This window comes from Hominilimicola fabiformis (genome assembly GCF_020687385.1).
GTDB classification, from domain to species: Bacteria; Bacillota; Clostridia; order UBA1381; family UBA1381; genus Hominilimicola; species Hominilimicola fabiformis.
This window is the reverse complement of record NZ_JAJEQM010000003.1, coordinates 132,355-151,572: the sequence shown is the minus strand read 5'-3', so window position 1 is coordinate 151,572 and position 19,218 is coordinate 132,355. Positions and strand designations below refer to the sequence as shown.

At 38.9% G+C, this 19,218-nt stretch carries 19 protein-coding genes; 5 read left to right on the top strand and 14 right to left on the bottom strand.

Translation table 11 applies throughout. The features are described 5' to 3' along the window. The first annotated feature begins 15 nt into the window (after nt 1-15). Nucleotides 16-648: an HAD family hydrolase gene (locus tag LKE05_RS03450; protein WP_022231057.1), complete on the top strand. Its 633-nt coding sequence runs from the start codon at nt 16-18 to the stop codon at nt 646-648. 48 nt (nt 649-696) lie between these two features. On the opposite strand, the gene LKE05_RS03445 is transcribed toward LKE05_RS03450, so the two are convergent. The 6 genes from LKE05_RS03445 to LKE05_RS03420 all read right to left on the bottom strand — a co-directional run bounded on the left by LKE05_RS03445 (nt 697) and on the right by LKE05_RS03420 (nt 4,938). Next, nucleotides 697-1,197 (bottom strand): YcxB family protein, encoded by a 501-nt coding sequence (locus LKE05_RS03445; protein WP_308455937.1) that lies wholly within the window; start codon nt 1,195-1,197, stop codon nt 697-699. A gap of 20 nt (nt 1,198-1,217) precedes the next feature. Next, the gene (locus tag LKE05_RS03440) at nt 1,218-1,637 is read right to left on the bottom strand and encodes a hypothetical protein (RefSeq protein WP_117965212.1); all 420 of its coding nucleotides are present in this window, start codon (nt 1,635-1,637) and stop codon (nt 1,218-1,220) included. A gap of 9 nt (nt 1,638-1,646) precedes the next feature. Then, nucleotides 1,647-2,408, bottom strand: coding sequence for an imidazole glycerol phosphate synthase subunit HisF (hisF, locus tag LKE05_RS03435; RefSeq protein WP_022231054.1), 762 nt, complete (start codon nt 2,406-2,408; stop codon nt 1,647-1,649). Between the two features lie 15 nt (nt 2,409-2,423). Then, nucleotides 2,424-3,029 (bottom strand): imidazole glycerol phosphate synthase subunit HisH, encoded by a 606-nt coding sequence (gene hisH, locus LKE05_RS03430; protein ID WP_022231053.1) that lies wholly within the window; start codon nt 3,027-3,029, stop codon nt 2,424-2,426. A gap of 361 nt (nt 3,030-3,390) precedes the next feature. Beyond that, nucleotides 3,391-4,299 carry a hypothetical protein gene (locus LKE05_RS03425; protein WP_308455936.1) on the bottom strand — a complete coding sequence of 303 codons (909 nt, stop codon included), beginning with the start codon at nt 4,297-4,299 and terminating at the stop codon, nt 3,391-3,393. A gap of 24 nt (nt 4,300-4,323) precedes the next feature. Then, complete coding sequence (locus LKE05_RS03420; protein ID WP_117965218.1) at nt 4,324-4,938, bottom strand: hypothetical protein; 615 nt, start codon at nt 4,936-4,938, stop codon at nt 4,324-4,326. Nucleotides 4,939-5,214: 276 nt separating this feature from the next. On the opposite strand from LKE05_RS03420, the gene LKE05_RS03415 reads away from it, so the two are divergent. The 4 genes from LKE05_RS03415 to LKE05_RS03400 all read left to right on the top strand — a co-directional run bounded on the left by LKE05_RS03415 (nt 5,215) and on the right by LKE05_RS03400 (nt 9,399). Next, on the top strand, nt 5,215-6,441 hold the full coding sequence (locus LKE05_RS03415) for a bifunctional folylpolyglutamate synthase/dihydrofolate synthase (RefSeq protein ID WP_308455935.1): 1,227 nt from the start codon (nt 5,215-5,217) through the stop codon (nt 6,439-6,441). A gap of 87 nt (nt 6,442-6,528) precedes the next feature. Further along, a complete protein-coding gene (gene rpmE, locus LKE05_RS03410; protein WP_308455934.1) occupies nt 6,529-6,741 on the top strand; it encodes a 50S ribosomal protein L31 in 213 nt (70 codons plus the stop codon). A gap of 115 nt (nt 6,742-6,856) precedes the next feature. Then, complete coding sequence (gene rpsO, locus LKE05_RS03405) at nt 6,857-7,123, top strand: 30S ribosomal protein S15 (RefSeq protein ID WP_022231048.1); 267 nt, start codon at nt 6,857-6,859, stop codon at nt 7,121-7,123. Between the two features lie 185 nt (nt 7,124-7,308). Continuing rightward, nucleotides 7,309-9,399, top strand: coding sequence for a polyribonucleotide nucleotidyltransferase (locus LKE05_RS03400; protein ID WP_022231047.1), 2,091 nt, complete (start codon nt 7,309-7,311; stop codon nt 9,397-9,399). A 616-nt stretch (nt 9,400-10,015) separates the two neighbouring features. Here the strand turns inward: LKE05_RS03400 and LKE05_RS03395 are convergent. The 8 genes from LKE05_RS03395 to LKE05_RS03360 form a co-directional block, all read right to left on the bottom strand. Beyond that, complete coding sequence (locus tag LKE05_RS03395; protein ID WP_022231046.1) at nt 10,016-10,675, bottom strand: sugar transferase; 660 nt, start codon at nt 10,673-10,675, stop codon at nt 10,016-10,018. A gap of 17 nt (nt 10,676-10,692) precedes the next feature. Further along, nucleotides 10,693-11,577, bottom strand: a complete 885-nt coding sequence (locus tag LKE05_RS03390; RefSeq protein WP_308455933.1) for a metallophosphoesterase — start codon at nt 11,575-11,577, stop codon at nt 10,693-10,695. A 17-nt stretch (nt 11,578-11,594) separates the two neighbouring features. Further along, complete coding sequence (locus LKE05_RS03385; RefSeq protein WP_022231044.1) at nt 11,595-13,466, bottom strand: GGDEF domain-containing protein; 1,872 nt, start codon at nt 13,464-13,466, stop codon at nt 11,595-11,597. Beyond that, complete coding sequence (locus LKE05_RS03380) at nt 13,459-14,835, bottom strand: YveK family protein (protein WP_022231043.1); 1,377 nt, start codon at nt 14,833-14,835, stop codon at nt 13,459-13,461. The genes LKE05_RS03385 and LKE05_RS03380 overlap by 8 nt, the downstream gene beginning before the upstream one ends. A 150-nt stretch (nt 14,836-14,985) precedes the next feature. After that, nucleotides 14,986-16,263 carry an O-antigen ligase family protein gene (locus LKE05_RS03375; RefSeq protein ID WP_308455932.1) on the bottom strand — a complete coding sequence of 426 codons (1,278 nt, stop codon included), beginning with the start codon at nt 16,261-16,263 and terminating at the stop codon, nt 14,986-14,988. Then, a complete protein-coding gene (locus LKE05_RS03370) occupies nt 16,260-16,823 on the bottom strand; it encodes an acyltransferase (RefSeq protein WP_147514177.1) in 564 nt (187 codons plus the stop codon). The genes LKE05_RS03375 and LKE05_RS03370 overlap by 4 nt, the downstream gene beginning before the upstream one ends. 41 nt (nt 16,824-16,864) lie before the next feature. Continuing rightward, a complete protein-coding gene (locus tag LKE05_RS03365) occupies nt 16,865-17,962 on the bottom strand; it encodes a glycosyltransferase family 4 protein (protein ID WP_308455931.1) in 1,098 nt (365 codons plus the stop codon). Further along, nucleotides 17,959-19,149 carry a glycosyltransferase gene (locus LKE05_RS03360; RefSeq protein ID WP_308455930.1) on the bottom strand — a complete coding sequence of 397 codons (1,191 nt, stop codon included), beginning with the start codon at nt 19,147-19,149 and terminating at the stop codon, nt 17,959-17,961. The genes LKE05_RS03365 and LKE05_RS03360 overlap by 4 nt, the downstream gene beginning before the upstream one ends. Nucleotides 19,150-19,218: the final 69 nt, after the last annotated feature.

Below are 19,218 nucleotides of genomic sequence, written 5' to 3'. Positions count from 1 at the left end.
TACAGAGGTGATATAATGCGAGGAGCGATTTTTGACGTTGACGGAACATTGCTTGATTCAATGCAGGTTTGGTGGGACGTTGTAGTAGATTTTTTCAAAGAACACGGTGTTGAATTGCCTTACGAGGAGGCAAAGGAATACAAAGAAATGACTATGAAAGAATCTATCCCAACAATAAAAAACAGACTTAATCTTGACTTGTCGTTTGAAGAACTTTCAAATACTTTTATGCACATGGGATTAAAGCAATACGAAACAACCGTACCGCTAAAAAAAGGTGCAGACAAATATTTAAAGAAATTGCACAACAGCGGAATTAAAATCGCAATAGCCACATCAGGTTATGAAGAACTTTGCAAAACGGCTTTTACCAGGCTCGGAGTTTGGAATTACATTGACGCTTGTGCATTCTCTTCCGAGGTCGGAGTGAACAAATCAAATCCCGATGTTTATTTGCTTGCCGCAAAACGTATCGGAATACCTCCGGAAGAATGTACAGTATTTGAAGATATAACAACAGGTATCGGCGGTGCTAAAAAGGGTGGTTTCTCAACCTGTGCAATATTTGACGAAACAAACGCCGATGAAACAGATGCGCTTAAACAACTGTCTGACCATTATATTACGGGGTGGGAAGAACTGTTGTAGCGATAAAAAGAAATGGAACTTGGCATTTTTGCTAAGTCCCATTTTTTATTACTTGATTTTCTTATATTGTGTCTTTGTTTTTATAAAACCCGAAAAACTTTCAACATTTCCGCTAAAATGAGCCTTATCAACGATACTCACACTTTCCGAATTGTGAAATATGAAAAAATACTTTCCGGTTTCAAGCACTTTTTGTATATCGTCATATTTATATTCATTTACGTGTGATTTTGTTTTTTCCGACATATAATTTTCAAAAAAAGCAAAGTGCGTTGTCTGACTGTTGTCTTTTGCGTTTTTGTACGGTTTGCGATATATCATACGCGGATAAAAAAGCAGAAATGCACCAATCCAAAGTGCAATCGCTCCCCACAAAATTCCGTATCCGTTTGCAAGTATATAAAATGCACTGAAAATCGCAATCAATCCGACTATTTCGGCAACGATTTTAAACACCTTTAGTTTTTCGTTATAATATGTTTTATAAAAATCTTTATAAACAGCAGGCGTCATTTGGGTTGATGCACCATAAAGTTTTTTACTCTCCATAATATATATCCTTTCTGTGATTACAGACGTAAAAGTCGTTTTACAAATGCTCCGATTACTGTTGCCGCAAATGAGAATATCGCATAAACTATACACATAATAATCGTTGTCATCATCATATTTGCCGCCGCGTCAAACTGATAGTACATCGGTATTGATACCATTGAGATAATAGCCATAAACAATGGGAATTTAAAGTTAAATCCCTGTTTTATTCCGTAGATAAGTCCCGATAATGCGATAAACATTGGGTTTAACATCATAAGGAAAAATTGTAACAGTAATAATTGACCGTTTTCGCCCATCATAACAAATACAAGCGGTACAATATGAAACATAATAATTGTCGCAATTATATATATTTTCGATTCGTAAAACGAAAAGTCCGTTTTTGGAATTACAGGTTCTTTTTTCAGTGACTTTCTTCTGTTCTTGCTCATAAATTCCTCCTATAATCTGACGCTTTCACCGTTTTCACGCAGATATTTTTTTAAATCGTTAATTTCAATTTCTCTGAAATGGAACAGACTCGCCGCCAAAACCGCGTCCGCCTTTCCCTCTGTAAATGCGTCAAGAAAATGTTCCATCTTGCCTGCACCGCCCGATGCTATAACAGGTATTTTTGCATTTTCCGAAACACGTCTTGTAAGTTCAATATCGTATCCGGCTTTCGTACCGTCACAATCCATACTTGTAAGCAATATCTCGCCTGCACCAAGCTCCTCGGCTTTTTTCGCCCATTCAAGCGCATCAATTCCAGTATTTACACGGCCGCCGTTAAGGTACACATCCCAACCGCTCTTATCTTCACGTCTTTTTGCGTCAATCGCACAGACAACGCACTGTCTGCCGAATTTTTCAGCCGCCTCGCTGATAAGCTCGGGACGTTTTATCGCCGCACTGTTGACGGCAACCTTATCCGCACCGGCATTAAGAATTTTTCTGAAATCTTCAACTGTTCGTATTCCGCCGCCTACCGTAAACGGTATAAACACCTGTTTCGCAACAGCCTCAACCATATCGACAACCGTTTCACGTGCGTCCGACGACGCGGTTATGTCAAGAAAAACAAGCTCGTCCGCACCGGCTTTATCATAAACCTTTGCACATTCGACAGGATCACCGGCGTCAATAAGATTTACAAAATTGACACCTTTAACCACTCTTCCCTCTTTAACGTCAAGGCACGGTATAATTCTTTTTGCGTACATATCGTAATCTCCTTATTATAATGCAATAAAATTCTTTAGTATAGTCATACCTGTTTCACCGCTCTTTTCAGGGTGGAACTGTGTAGCAAACACATTATCTTTTTCAACGGCTATATCAAGCTTTTGACCGTACTCGGTGTATGCGGAAATAATGCTCTCGTCCTCCGCATTAACATAATATGAGTGAACAAAATATACATAAGGCTCACTGCCAATGTTCTTTAATATTCTGCTATTCTTATTAACAGTTATGCTGTTCCAGCCCATATGCGGAATTTTAAGCCCGTCTTTTTCGGGTATCTTTACAATTTTGCCTTTGAATATTCCAAGACCTTTCACACCCGGCGTTTCATCACTTTCTTCAAACATCAGATGAAGTCCCAAACATATTCCCAAAAGCGGTTTACCGCTCTTTGCAACAGCTTTAACCGTTTCAACAAGTCCGCTTTTTTCAAGACATTTCATTGCATCACCAAACGCACCGACACCCGGAAGTATCACCTTGTCAGCATTTAAAATCGTTTCACTGTCACCTGTGACAATGCTTTCTGCGTTCAAGAAATCAAGTGCATTTTTAACACTGTGCAGATTTCCCGCACCGTAATCTATAATCGCTATCATATTCTTCTCCTTAAAAACAATATAGATAAATTATATCACTATTTTTCAAAAGTTTCAATATATAAAAAGCGGATTGCTTAAGCAATCCGCTTCAGCGTGTGGACATTTTTGTCTACACGATGGCAGAAGCCGAGAAATTAGTTCGGATTTTGCGAAAATGAACTCGTCGGCGTACGATGGTACGTTAGAGTTTATTTTCGCAAAAAGTGCACAAGCAAGCCGTATATCGGAGATAGGCTTGCCTGTAATTTATTATAATAATAAATTATAGAATAAAAAATAATATTTTGCACGTTCCGGACAATTTATCGGCATTCTAAAAGCGGATTGCTTTGAGCAATCCGCCTTGGTTCAAAATTTATTAAGCATTAGGAGCTTCTGTTGCATCTGCGCTTTCTGTTTCGGCAGGTGCTTCTGTTGATTCGGCACTGTCAGTATCCTTGTTCTTATCTGATTCTTTTTCAGCTTTTTCAGATTCAATTCTCTGTTGTCTGCTCTTCTCGTCAACAGTTTGTCTTACGTCTTTCCAAAGTGTATCTGCTGTTATATCATCACCAAAACCGTAAGTTTCTTTGAATTCAGCAAGATTATCTTCACCGACATAATCGCCAAGTGTTACTTGACCGATGGCATCGCCCCAAGCTGTATCTTCATCTACATCATCAGGGAACTTTAGCACTTCTTTGATTGTATTAAAGTCCATACCGTACATTTCTGCCATTTTTGATACAGGAATACAGTTATAAGCAGCTGATTCTGTTGTGTTACCAGGCATATCTGACGGTAAATCAAACTGTTCAAGGAATTCGTCAACGTCCATTCCCTGTTCTTCTGCAACCTGTGCAACTGTACGTCCGCTTACATCAACATAACCAAGTCTGTTATACTTATTGAACATTGACGGACCGAACTTAACTGCAAGTACGACAACTATTGCAACAACGATTACCGCAGCTACGATTATAGCGATAAGTCCACCTTTGCCGCCCTTTTTCTGTTCGTCCTTTTGAACGTTTTCAAAAGCAGCTTGTGCCGCCGCAACAGCCTCGTCAACTTCTACGTCTGTATTTTCTTCGGCAACCGCCGGAGTTTCCTCTGTTTCGGCTGTTTCCGATACTTCAGTTTCAACCGGTGTTTCTTCTGTTTCAGCCGGTGTTTCGGCTGTTTCTTCTGCCTGTTCGGCAGTTGTTTCTTCTGTTTCTACAGGAGTTTGTTCTTCATTGTTTACTGATTCGTTATTTTCTTCATTTAGATTCTTTTCGTCGCTCACTGTTCTAAATCTCCTTATATAATATTATTCAGCAGGTGTTTCTGTTGTTTCTGCTGTTGGTGCATCAGTTGCCTGTGCGGCTTGTGATGCGGCTGATGCCTTTTGATAAAGCACTTTTTGGAATTCTTCGTAAGTAGTTGAATCTGAAATTTCATCATCACCTATTTGATACTGCTTCTTAACCTGTGCAAGAGCGTCTGCGTCTATAACTTGAGATACAGGCATTGCCATTAAGTCTTTCCATACAGTATCTTTTGTTACTGAATCGCTCATTCCTTGCAGAAAACTGTCAGCCTCTTGACCATTGTATTTAGCATAATTTTCAATAGTCATATTGTCAAGCATTTCGCTTTCAGTAGTCTTTGCTTTGATTGTATCGCCAAGAGTAAGACCGTACTGTGCAAGGTAATCTTCAACAGATTGACCGGCTTGATTTGCAAGATATTCAACAGTTGCCTCCGCTTTACCGCTTTCAATCTCCTTGTTTGTAACACCTTCCGATATTTTACCGTATGTTGCGTAAACTCCTACAGCGACAAATACCAATATAATTAAAACTATAATCGCATTTACAGCTTTATCGGCAGGAGTTGCTTTTTTCTTTTCGGCTCCGTTCATAACTGTATTTTCTCCTTTCATTTATTGTACCAATATAAAATGATCATTCCTCATTTTACATCATCTTTAACAATATACCACTTTAGCATAAAAAAATCAATATCTTTTTTATTAATTTTTTGTTAAAGGTAACATTTGACTTGTATATTGTAGGGGATTATAATAATAAGAGATAATATTATCGGTGTGATTTTTATTTATGTGTTGTCAGTTTCACGCAATGCTCCGTATGGGACAGAGCCTCGACGTCACCTACGGTCAAAAAAAATCACACCCACACAAGAAAGGTACAATGCAATGAATTACGAACAATCGATAGACTACATACATTCAATCCCCAAATTTCGCCGACCGTTAGGCAATGCAAATCTTGAAAAATTACTGACTCACCTCGACAATCCGCAAAAAAAGCTAAAATTCATACACATTGCCGGAACAAACGGCAAAGGCTCAACTGCGGCAATGACTGCGGAAATACTGAAAAAAAGCGGTTTTAAAACAGGACTTTTTACATCTCCGTATCTTGAAGTATTCAATGAGCGCATACGAATAAACGGTGAAAATATTACAGACAATGACCTTGCCGAATATGTTACAAGAGTAAAAGCTATAATGGAAAAAAACAACGCACTTGTTTCGGAATTTGCTTTTATAACCGCAGTATCGTTCCTGTATTTTTATGAAAAGCAATGTGATATTGTTGTTCTTGAAGTCGGTATGGGCGGAAAGCTTGACGCAACGAACGTTATAGATTCAAGTCTTGTCAGCGTTATATGCAAAATCGGTCTTGACCACACGCAATATCTCGGCAACACTGTCGAAGAAATCGCTAAAGAAAAATGCGGTATTATGCGTGACGGCGGCACAGCCGTTTCATATCCGAACAATGATGTAAGAGATATAATAGAAGAATATGCAAAGAGCAAAAATGTATCGCTTACATTCGCCGACACCGCATTACCGACTGAAAACGGTTTTATTTACAAAAGCAAAGAATACCCTCTTTCATTAAAAGGTACATATCAACCGCAAAATGCGGCGGTTGTGCTTGAAATCACAAGTGCACTTAATAAGCAGGGCTTTAACATTTCCGATAAAGATATATCATACGGTTTGTCGCACACATCTTGGGCGGCACGATTTGAATTTGTATCCGACAGAGTGGTCATTGACGGCGGTCACAACATTGACGGAATTAAAGCGTTGAAAAAATCGCTTTTATCATTAAATCGTGATGTAGTACTTGTCATTGCAATGATGGAGGACAAGGATTACAAAGCCTGTATTCGTGAAATATCGCCTGTCGCAAAAGCCGTTTTTGCGACACAGCTTGATATGCCAAGGTGCCTTTCGTCCGAAAAAATTTCCGATATTATCGGAAGTATGAACATTCCCGTATTTGCTGACAATAACCCTAAAGACGCACTTCAAAATGCTCTCGATTTTTCGGACAATTCAATCGTTTGCGTATGCGGTTCACTTTACCTCGCAGGCGAAATCAAAAAAATTTTTCATAAAAAGTAAAAAAAGACTTGCAAACAGTCGTTTTATATGTTAAAATACATAGTGGTATTTTTTGTACCGCAAAATTTTTAAAGGAGGCTGACGGTAGTGAAAGAAGGAATTCATCCTGATTACAAGCAGACTACCATTACTTGTGCTTGTGGCGAAGTAATCGAAACAGGTTCAACAAAGGAAAATATCCAAGTTGAAATTTGTTCAAAGTGCCACCCATTCTTCACAGGTAAGCAAAAGCTTGTTGATACAGGCGGTAGAGTTGAAAAGTTCAACAGACGTTTCAACAGAACATCAAAGCAAGACTAATTTTCTTGCAACAATTATTTTTATTACAGTTTATAAGTTGAACCCGTATCTTAGAAAACCGAATCACCAACGGTATCTCAGACTCGGGCGATGATTTATTATAGGAGGTGAAATCATGACAAAGGAACGTAAGGAAGAAATCATAAAGACTTTCGCAACTCATGAAGGTGATACAGGTTCTCCTGAAGTACAAATTGCACTTCTTACAGAAAGAATCAACCACCTTAACAATGACCACCTTAACATTCACAAGAAGGACCACCACTCAAGAAGAGGTCTTCTTATGATGGTTGGTAAAAGACGTGGTCTTATGAATTACCTAAAGAGTCAGGATATCGAAAGATACCGTGCTTTAGTTGCTAAGCTTGGTCTTAGAAAGTAATTTTATATTTGTTTATAAGGCAAACGGGATTTATTCCTGTTTGCCTATATATATTTATGGAGATATTTGTTTAGCAAATAAATAGAGCGTTAAGCCATATACGAGCTGTTGGCAAAACTAAGTTTATCGTTGTATTTATCTGCTAAAACGTATCTCCGAAGAAATAAATTTAAAGGAGAAAAACTATGTTTAGAACATTTGAAACAACTCTTGCAGGCAGACCGCTTGTAATTGAAACAGGCAAAATGGCACAACTTGCAAACGGACATTGTCTTGTACGTTACGGCGACACAGTTGTAATGGTAAACGTAACAGCATCTCGTTCACCGAGAGAGGGCGTTGACTTCTTCCCTCTAAGCGTTGATTATGAAGAAAAGCTTTATTCCGTAGGTAAAATTCCGGGCGGATACATCAAGCGTGAGGGTAAGCCGTCTGAAAAGGCTATTCTTACAAGCCGTGTTATCGACAGACCTATCAGACCACTTTTCCCGTCAGATTTGAGAAATGACGTGTCTGTTGTCGCAACAGTACTTTCAGTTGAACAGGACAACCCACCGGAAGTTGCCGCTATGATCGGTACTTCAATCGCTATTTCTATTTCAGACGTTCCTTGGAACGGTCCTATCGGCGGTGTTTGGCTTGGTCTTGTTGACGGCGAATACGTTATCAATCCAACTGTTGAACAAAGAGAAAAGAGCGAAATGCTTGTAACTGTTGCAGGTACAAAGCAAAAGGTTGTTATGATTGAGGCCGGTGCTAACGAAGTTGAAGAAAGCGTTATGCTTGAAGGTATCAAATTCGCTCACAAGCACATTATCGAACTTTGCGATTTTATAAGCGGTATTCAAGCTGAAATCGGCAAAGAGAAGTTCACATACGAATCACACGATGTTGACCACGACCTATATGACGCAATCAAGAATATGGCTTTTGAGAAGTTACAGTATGCTCTTGATACAGACGACAAAAATGTTCGTGATGAAAGAATCGGTGAAATTACAGATGAAATTATCCCTGCTCTTGAAGAACAGTTCCCTGACATAAACGAGCAAATCGGCGAAATTCTTTACAAAATGCAAAAGGAAATCGTTCGTGCATGGCTTGTTCAGGGCAGACGTGTTGACGGCAGAGGCCTTGATGAAATCAGACCGCTTGCGGCAGAAGTTGACCTGCTTCCGAGAACACACGGCAGCGGTATGTTTACAAGAGGACAAACTCAAGTGCTTTCAGTTGCTACACTTGCTCCTCTTTCAGAAATTCAAAAGCTTGACGGTATCGACCTTGAAGAAACAAAGAGATATATCCATCACTATAACTTCCCGTCATACTCAGTAGGTGAAACAAGACCTTCAAGAGGCCCGGGCAGACGTGAAATCGGTCACGGTGCACTTGCAGAACGTTCACTTGTTCCTGTACTTCCGTCAGAGGACGAGTTCCCATATGCTATCAGAGTTGTATCAGAAGTTCTTTCTTCAAACGGTTCAACTTCTCAAGGCAGTGTCTGCGGTTCTACACTTGCTCTTATGGCAGCAGGCGTTCCTATTAAAGCCCCTGTTGCAGGTATCTCTTGCGGTCTTATAACAACAGAAGACGGCTTTACAACAATGGTTGATATTCAGGGTCTTGAGGACTTCTACGGCGAAATGGACTTTAAGGTAGCCGGTACTAAAAAGGGTATCACATCAATTCAGGTTGATATAAAGAATGACGGTCTGCCATACGAAGTAATTGAAGAGGCTCTTGCTAAGACAAGAAAAGCAAGATGTTATATCATTGACGAAATACTTCTAAAGGCTATCCCTGCTCCGAGAGAAGAACTTTCGGCATATGCTCCGAAAGCTGAAACAATGAAAATTGACGTTGATAAAATTCGTGAAGTAATCGGTCAAGGCGGTAAGGTTATTCAAAAGATTGTTGCAGAAACAGGTGCTAAAATTGATATAGAAGAAGACGGTACAATCCATATCTTCGCAGTTGACCAAGAAAGCGGTAAGGCTGCAAAAGACGCTATTGAGGCTATTGTTAAAGAACCTGAAGTAGGCGAAATCTATAACGGTCTTGTTAAGACAATTCAACCGTTCGGTGCATTCGTTGAAATTCTTCCGGGTAAAGACGGTCTATGCCATATTTCAAAACTTGCTAATCACAGAGTTGAAAAGGTTGAGGACGTTGTTAAGGAAGGCGATTGGCTAAAGGTTAAGGTTATGGAAGTTGATAAAAAGACAGGTAAAATATCACTTTCACATAAAGACGCTATCGAAGAAGGCGAAGAATAATTTTTTCGGCAATGTGGGGCGACCGTTGGTCGCCTCTTTTTTTGTGTAATATTTTCGTACGGGACGGCGCCCTCGACGTCCCTTTTCCTCCTCACACTCCACATTTAACAGCACACCGACTTTTCCCATTCACTTCGTAGGGGACTCCCTTTGCTCCAATCACTCCGTATGTGACAACGTCAGCGCGTCGTAGGGGCGACCATTGGTCGCCCTCTTTTTTGTATAATCTCTCACTTTTCATACAGGACAATGCCCTCGACGACCCTTTACTCCTCACACTTTGACAACGACACCACTCCCCTTTCAGGCACCTCTCCTCAAGGGGAGGCTTTTTACAGCTCACCTTGATGGGAGCTGTCAGCGTAGCTGACTGAGGGGTGGCAATGCGTGATACACAAAGCGGGCGACCAATGGTCGCCCCTACGGAATATGAGTAAACATTATGGTTTTTAAGAAATCAAAGCAAAGCGGGACGTCGTGGGCGCAGTCCCCTACGAAAAAAGTACACCAATTATTGAATGTACCAAAAAGGGCGACCATTGGTCGCCCCTACGAAACAAATCACATACCACAATGCAAAATCACCCACACAAAAAGAGCGGTCACAGACCGCTCTTTAATATGCACCGCGTTTAAAAATAACCGCAAAAACAGTTTTAACGATAAGTTTAATATCAAGAAAAATATTCCTACGTTTTATGTACTTCATATCCATATCCATCCAATCGTCAAAAGACAGATCACTGCGGCCGTACGCCTGCCAAAAGCACGTCAAACCGGGCGTAACAAGCAATCTCTGCATTTGATATGAATTATACTGTTCAACCTCCCTTACAAGCGGAGGACGCGGTCCTACTATGCTCATATCGCCTTTAACAATATTTAAAAGCTGTGGAAGTTCGTCGATACTGTATTTTCTGATAAATTTACCGACCTTTGTTATTCTCGGGTCGCCCTTAATCTTAAATACAGGACCGTCCATTTCATTATATTTCATCAAATCATCTTGCAGATTCTCTGCATTTTTACACATACTGCGGAATTTATACATCTCAAAATGAGTATTATTCTTCCCCACTCTTGTCTGCTTATAAAACGCAGGTCCGCCGTCACTTCTTACCGCCAATGCCGTTACCAGAAAAGCAGGGGAAAGAACAATCAGAGCCACAACCGAACAAATTACATCAAGAATTCTTTTAAAAAATTCATATATCGGTTTATGCAAATCTTGTGATGTTATAATGATTTCACCTTTATTAAGCTCTTTTGTTTTCATTCGCCCCACTTCCTTCATTAATACCAGCTTATATCTGCAATTACGATTTCAGGCTTATTATTAATTCTCGGAACAATTCCCGATTTACCTAAACCGCGTGAAACGATGAACTTACTGTTACCGTCTTCGTGGTATCCGTCACAAAGCTTAGGAAACAAGCCTTGATCCGCCGCGTAAAGTCCCCCTATAAACGGAAGTCTGACTTGACCGCCGTGTGCGTGACCTGTAATTGCAAGGTCAATATCATAGTCATTTAATTTACCCAAGAAATATTCCGGATAATGCGTCAACAAAAGTTTGAAATTATCGTCCGCACTCATTGCTTTTTCAAAGAAATCTTTTCCGTATTCATCAAACTCCGTCGGATTTTGCGTCAAACCGATTATATCAATAGCAGTTCCGCCGATATTGACAGTTTCGGTTTCATTATTGAATATCTTAATACCTTCCGCCTTAATATCCTTATATATATTGGAATTTTTGAAAAGCATTGCGTCAATTTCGTGATTACCAAGACAATAATACACAGGTGCAATTTCATTAAGCTGTTTACACAGCGATATTACACTGCTGTAATTGTCCGGCTGACTTTCCAAATTCATATCACCGACTATTGCGACAATATCCGGACTGAGGTTTTTAACCTCAGCCACAAGTTTTTCGTTGTCCTTGCCAAATCCCTTTAAATGCAAATCGGCAAGTGCCACAATTCGGATATTATCTACAACTTTATTTGATTTTACCTGATAAAATTTCTTTTCAAGTTGATTATTCTGATGAACAATCATCAGCGAGCATACGCCCAAAAATGCAACTATAACAGCTAAAATTATAATCAGCTTTTTGCCGAATCCCATTTTCTTTTTCGGCTGAATTACTTGAGTTTGTTCACTCTCTGCCATTAACGTATCCTCCCCGATTATTTGTTATCTTTATTTTCTTCTTTTTTATCTTCCGACTTATTTTCAGCCTCACGTCTTGGCTGTTGAGCAGAAGCTTTACGGAATGTAGCACCCATAAGTTTTCTTATATCATAAATCTGCTCTGAATTTGTTTCCGAAACAGCTACGCTTACTTGCATTGTAACATTAGGCGTCTGTACATTATGATAATGCACAAGTTCTTCAAGGTACTGCTTAAAGTCTTCTGCACGCTGAACGGTACACTCTTCAAACATACCGATAAACTGGTCACTTCCGTTATATCCGACAAATCCGTAACTTGACGCGGCTCTCTTTAGCACCTTACCGAATACTTTCAAAAGTGCATCGCCTGCCTCACGTCCTCCCTTGTCATTGACATACTTTAAGTTATCAAGCTTAATAAGCAAGAATACAAATGAGTCTTTAAGCTTATCAGCTGCATACTTTTCAATCTCAATATCACACATTGCTCTGTTCGGAAGTCCGGTCTTACGGTCAGTGTACATAATATAATCAAGGAAGTCTTTTGAACGACCGAGTATAATAGCACCGATACAACCGCCGAAGAAGAATATGATAATCGCAAGAACGATATACATTCTTACATTAATCTTCTCACTTGTCGAAATACTTGAAAGTGTTGAAACGTTATACGCACCGATATATTGGTTGTATTCATCAACAGTTGTCGAAACACTTGAATACATATCACCAAGCTTTTGTGAAAGTTCTTCAAGGCTCTGTTCGATTTCGTCCTTATTGCTCATATCATCCGATTGAGCGCCGTCAGTAAATACGGCAAGCAGCTTTTTCTTATGCTCAAGGTCAACTTCAAGTTTTTCCTTTTCTGTTTCAATGTCCACGTACTCATTAATAAGAGTATCGTATGTTGTTTCACTCTGAACGTGACCGTCCTCTTGATTCCATTCATCATACACATTCTTCAAGATGTAGTCACTTGCGTCATTGCCCTCGTCACTTTGTGTGCCGTAGTGATATTCAACGCCCTCTTTATTCTTATCACTGTACTTTGTAATAAGGTCATTTAAGTCGTTGATTTTCTCCTCCATATTCTGCAAATCAAGTTCATATGTACTTATATCACTCTGATACTTCTTAATAAGAGTTTCCTTATCACCTGTAACCTCTTGTTCCAATATAAGCGAATAAATCTGCGGAATATCGTAATCTATATATGACTTATAAATTTCATACAAGTCACTGAATGAATATCCCGTTTCCGCACTTCTGTAATTCGGCTGAGTTTCCTTTTTAGCCGCAAGATAGTCGGAAATATTAAGCGCCCACGCGTCAAGGATTTCCACACGTTCAATATAATCATACTGACCATCCGTTCCGCGCACGTTATTATTAGGCAATGTTTGTTGGTTGATATATTTTTCACCGTATGTTGCGAAGTAATTCTTGATTATCGAATCAAGCACGGTTCTTGCAAAATCTTGGCTGTACTCACTGCCGACAGAGAACGACACAACATAGTCTGTAGGGAAATAAGTATATTCTTCACCGGCTTCCAAAAGAGCCTGTTTTTTAACTTCTTCGTCCGGAGGGATAATTTCCGTAACCTTACATTTTGATCGGATCGCGTCCGCACCGATATTCAAGTTAAGGTCCTCCAAAACGTTGGTTATTACCGCCGCCGAATAAATTTCCGTAACGTCTATATCGTCACCGCTCGGAGTTTTTCCGTCTGCGGCATTCTGTCCGGTATAACTGATAACCGTACTTGCTGTATATTCCTGATTATACATAGCATACTTGTAAACAATCAATGCACCGAGTACGCAGACAGCAAAAATAAGATATTTCCATTTACTAAGATATTTAAGCAAATTAAATTTATTCATATCTGCCGTCCTCCTTTCGTCTGATATATCCGTCTATAACGTAATATACAGCACAAAGTATAATAAAGAATACTACGGCAGTTCCGATAACCGTTTCAAGAATAAACATCTTGTTACCCGAGCCTGTATATTCAGTAAACGTCAAGTAATCCTTTGTTGTATGCTTGATATACTCCTTGTCAGTTGTGTCGGCAGTATTTGCTACTTGCTTTAATTCTTCATCAACTGTTTTGATAAGCTCATCGGCTTTTTTATAGCTTCCCTCATCAGCCGTTGACGCGTTTACTTTTGCGATTATATCGTTGTTGTCGATAATGTCACGGTCAACCGCATTACCTTGCGAAAGACTGTAATCAGCCTCTTTTGTAAGGTAGTCGGTACCCGTATTTGTTCTCGACATATAATATTCCTGTTTTTCGTTGATTGACGGCACCATAACCGTACCAATCATTGCCGAATCATAGTCCTGTACCTGTTGTTTTCTGACATTGTAATCAATCATAAATTTCTGGTAGTTTATATTCAGCATATCGTTTTTATAATTCAATGTTCTTATGTAGTGGTCTTTGTTTCTTGAAAGTCCCGATTCAAGTACGAATGCACTGTATTTTTTAATACTGTAATTCTGAACATTTTGAATCATTTTCTTTATAGTCTGAAAGCTCTGACCGGTTATGTCTGAACGATATGTAGCATTTTCTTCAATTCTTTGCTGAATATATCTAAGCATTTGATCCGATTTGTTTGTAAACAGCTTTGCGATTTCGATATATTCCTTGCCCTCAATATCGCCAAGGTCGTACTTTAGGACAGACTTCGTACCTACATATTCCTCATGGAACATATCGTTATACGATTTACAAATAAGCGTCATCATATCGTCAACAGAAATATTTTTAATCTCTCTGTTCATTCTGTACGAAACCGTATAGCTTGTTGAAATATAGTAAGTGCTTGAATCGTTAGGATCTATCGTCTTACCGCTGCTGTTTTCGGCAATATCAATATGTTCCGAAAGTTCAGTCGGTGTCAAAACGTCCTGAAGTCCGGCATTACTGATTACCCTTTCCATTACTCTGTCAGACTTTAATTCATAGACATTGTAACGTGTAAGGTTAGGGTTCTGCCCCTTTGACGCTTCCTCATAGTTAAGCGACAACACTACGCTTTTCTTGTTAAAACTGCCTGTATACGTCACGATAAGAGATATAAATACAAACACACACATAAGTACGACTATCGTTTTTATATTGCTGAGCACTATAAAAAGAATACGCTTGAATATGTTTGCGTCTTCCAAATTTACATTTGTAAATTTTTCATCACTTCTCTTAAAGAAACGACGCAGACCTTTCCACATTTTTTTCATCTTCTCTCTCCCAACTATAATTTACAATCTTAAAATATCATAACTACTTTATATTTTATCACATTCTTCCATTAATTTTAATAATGGTTTTCTGCATTTAACCATTTTTTGAGATTGCAGACAAAACCTTTATGGTTTTGTCGACAGGCTCTATTTTTTTTCCTTTACCCATGGCCACAGCTTTATATCCTGTGTTGTCGGAATATGGAACGCATAAGCCAGCGGCATAAGTCTCAGTACAAGACTTGTAAAGAAATAGTATAATGTATTATCTGTTGTGTATGTTATAAAGATGTACATTTCACAGAGGAAGAACAGCATACCTGTTTTTTCTCCCCAGTGATTTATCATCCAATTAACCTGAAATACCCAAGTATATATCATCCATGCCCAGAATCCCAAGAAACCGAGCTCTATGTAAATTGTAAGTATGTTATTGTGAAGTGCAACGACACCGATATGTGCGTTAGGATTGTCAACCATAATTTTCTGTAAAATTACTGTTGTGTACTCAAATCCGTACCCCATAAAACCTAAGCTTATCTGATAGTATTTTTCAATGTACTTGTACACATCATTTCTACCCATTGTATCTATGCCGAAGTAATTCGTTATGTATTCAAATGCACCTGTTTTTGTTACAACCACATACCCAAACGAAATGATAACCGCACACCAGCCGATGAATTTCATAAATCCGATACGTCTGTTAGGTTTCATTCGCCCCATAATCAATCCGAAAAACAACGCAACCGGCAAAGCCAAAAGTGCAATTCTTTTCCATCCGAGTATGAAGAAGAATATTGACACCAAAAGGCATAATATTCTCTCTTTCGTGTGTTGTGCAAAAAACAATAAGTATATTATGAAAAAGCCGTATGTAAACGTAATATCGTGTATTTCCATTGCCCTTGCAAAACCTTCTTGTGCATCACTGCCCATAAGCATTGCAATTACGGAATTTATACTGTCCGATATTCCGTACACGCCCAAGTTGTACACGACCATTAGCATATTTGCCGCCGCAAGTCCGTAAAATGTAGTAAATATCGCTCGTTCTCCGAACAAATATGCACCGGAGAAAATAATGAGCAGCACCAGAAACTGATACATAAATTTCGATGCGCCACGCAGAATGAAGTCGATAGATTCAATGTTGATTATCCACAAAAATATCGACCATACGATAATTCCGATAAGGACAAAGCCGTAAACACCGACAAAGCTTGCCGCCGTTTTAACTCTTTCCAACCGTCCTGATATAAACAGGTACGCCGCAGCCATAACAACAATGAAAAGACTTATCGCTTTCATCATACGGGTTTGGGAAACGGAAAACACTTTTAGGTCACCCATAGCCGCAGACATAAGCATTAAAATATACGCAATTTCCATTGCTATCTTTCGTTTTTCACCGTTTATAATCAACCGCTTACACGCCCTTTCTCATAAATATTTTCAGTTCGTTTCTGCACTATCACACTGCCTGCGGGATATACGCCTTTCAGCACCGAACCCGCACCGACAACGCAGTCACGCCCTATTACCGTTCCGCGAAGTATAACTGTATTTGCACCGATCCACACATCATCACCTATAACGACAGGCGACGTTTTATAACCGCTGTCGTGTATGCTTTCAGCTGATGATATGTCATGGTCATGGTCATATATAAGCACATTCGGACCGAATGCCGCTCGATTTCCTATGGTTATTCTTTCTTTTGCAACCGCCATACAGCCGTTGTTGAAAAAACACCCTTCGCCGATTTCAAGCGTTCCTCCCTCTGCACATAAAATAACATTACGTTTAGTATGTATATGCTTTTTTAATAAAATCTTCCCTCTTTCAGTTACAGATATTTTTGTTGTAATCGAAAAATCCTGTATAAATGCAGAGTGAAAACCTTTTATATTAAATATTTTTGTTATTACTATACGCAAAAATGTCAATACACTTCTGACGTACAGTGAAATTCTTTTTTTCATTCAATTCACCTTTTTGACAGAAAACAAATCTCCGTCATTTATCATTTTTTATATAATTCCAATGTTCTGTCCGTAATTTCGTCCCAACTGTAATTGTTTTTTACATATTCAATCTGCTCTGCCTTATCCGCTTTCGGTTTGCCGAGTATTTCACACAGCTTGTTTTTAAGGTCATTTACATCACTTTTCTTAAATGTATATCCATACTCCCCCACTACGTTTTTTGCAGTATCTATATCGCTTACAAGACACTCACAACCGCAAGCCATTGCTTCAAGCAGGCTTATCGGCATACCCTCAACGTCACTCGGAAGTACATACATTCTGCAATTATAATAAAGCTCCCAAAGCTCGTCCCCCTCGACAAAGCCGGTAAATATTATTCTGTCGTCTTTTGCCATATCGTGAATTTGTTTTGCATATTCGCCTGAATGACTTACTCCTCCGGCAATTACAAGTTTTTTATCAGTATCCGTCTGCATAAATGCGTCTATCAAATAATGCAATCCTTTTTCCGGAACAATTCTTGCAAGAAACAATATATATCCGTCTTTTTCAAGACCGTATTTTTTTGTGATTATATCGGCTTTCTTTTCATTTTGAACATCTATTCCGTTCGGTATGAAAACCGTTTCTCTGCCGTAAGTTTTTTTGAAATAGTCACGCGTTCCCTCAGACAGTACAATAAGTTCATCTGCATATTTCGCCGCCGTTTTTTCGCCGAATTTGAGAAATTTCGTGGCAAATCCGCCCCATTTGGCTCTCTGCCAATCAAGTCCGTGTATTGTCGCAACGGTATGTATTCCGAATAAATGCGGCAGCCATATCATCGAACAAGGACCTTCGGCGTGAAAATGTATAACGTCATATCTGCCGAAAAGTGCCAGAAATGTTGCTATAACCGAATAAACTATTGCGTTGAGTTTACCGTTTTCAAACGTCGGTACACTCTTTATCTTAACGCCCTTATATTCTTTCAAATTAACGGTCTTACCGCCGGAAACGTGTTTCCCTTTGCGGTTATACACCGTCACGCTATGACCTTTTTCGACCATTCTTGTAGCAAGTTCTTCAACAACTATTTCAACACCGCCCTCGCGTGACGGTATTCTTTTATGTCCTATCATTGCGATTTTCATTTTATAACTTCCTTATACAGTTTTATCAGTTTTTCGGAATATTCTTTTATTGTGTCATACTTTATATCTCTGCAATTTTCACTCATTTGTCTGCAAAGTTCTTTGTTGTTATACAAATATTCTATCTTTTCAGTCAACTTTTTCAAGTTTCCGCTTTCAAAAAGTATGCCTGTTTTGCAGTCATCGATAAGTTCGGGAATACCGCCGATTTTTGCACCGAGTACGGGAGTCATAAGACTCTGCGACTCCATAACAGAAAAAGGACAATTTTCCGACCATTCGGCAGGAAGTACGGTAAACAACGCTTTTTCTATAATATTCCTTAATTCATCGCCTGTCTTAAAACCGACATTTTTAATATTATCCGCACTGTTCACTTCATTTTCAAGTTCGCCCTTGCCCGCGAATACAAACGGTATATTACTAAGTTTCTTTGCCGCTTTGACAAGGTTTGATATTCCCTTTTCCTCTGAATATCTGCCGAAATACAAAACATAATTTTCACATTCTGCTCCCAACGGTTTTATCTCGTCAATAAAATTGTACATCGTAACCGTTCTTCCGTTTATATCATCATTACGGCTGATTTCTTTTTCCATAAATTCAGACGGACAGACGGTTAAATCTATCATTTTGTATGTATGACGCAATTTATAGTACCAAGCCTCGACCGCCCCAAGAATACTGCGTATTTTTGAAGAATGTACACAATTATTTTTTACACACTCAAAATACTTACCGCCGTCACATTTTCTGCAAAGACCGTCCGTATAATCATTTTTTAATTTATGATTGGGACATACAAGCTGTACGTCATGTGCGGTGTAAACAATCGGTATATTATGTTTCTTTATTTCATATATTATTGACGGCGTAAGCTGATAATTAAAGTTATTCAAATGTACAACATCCGGTTTAAAATCGCTTAACACCTTGCGGATTTGTTTTCTTGCATTAACCGAATAAATAATTTTAAAAGGGTAAGTAATATGCTTTAACGATTTTTTGTGAAAATCAATGTTTTCCGTATATGCCTCTACCCTATTTCCTACACAGTTACGCTCATCTGCCATACCGAAATATTCAACCTCGTTGCCGAGTGATTTCAAATATTCGCCTAACTTTATAAAATAAGTTTCCGCACCGCCTTTTCGGTACAGATATTTATTTACCAACAATATCTTCAAGGCAGACTCCTCCCACTATAATATGTGTATCAATTATATCAAATTTAATATTTCAAATCAAATAACAAT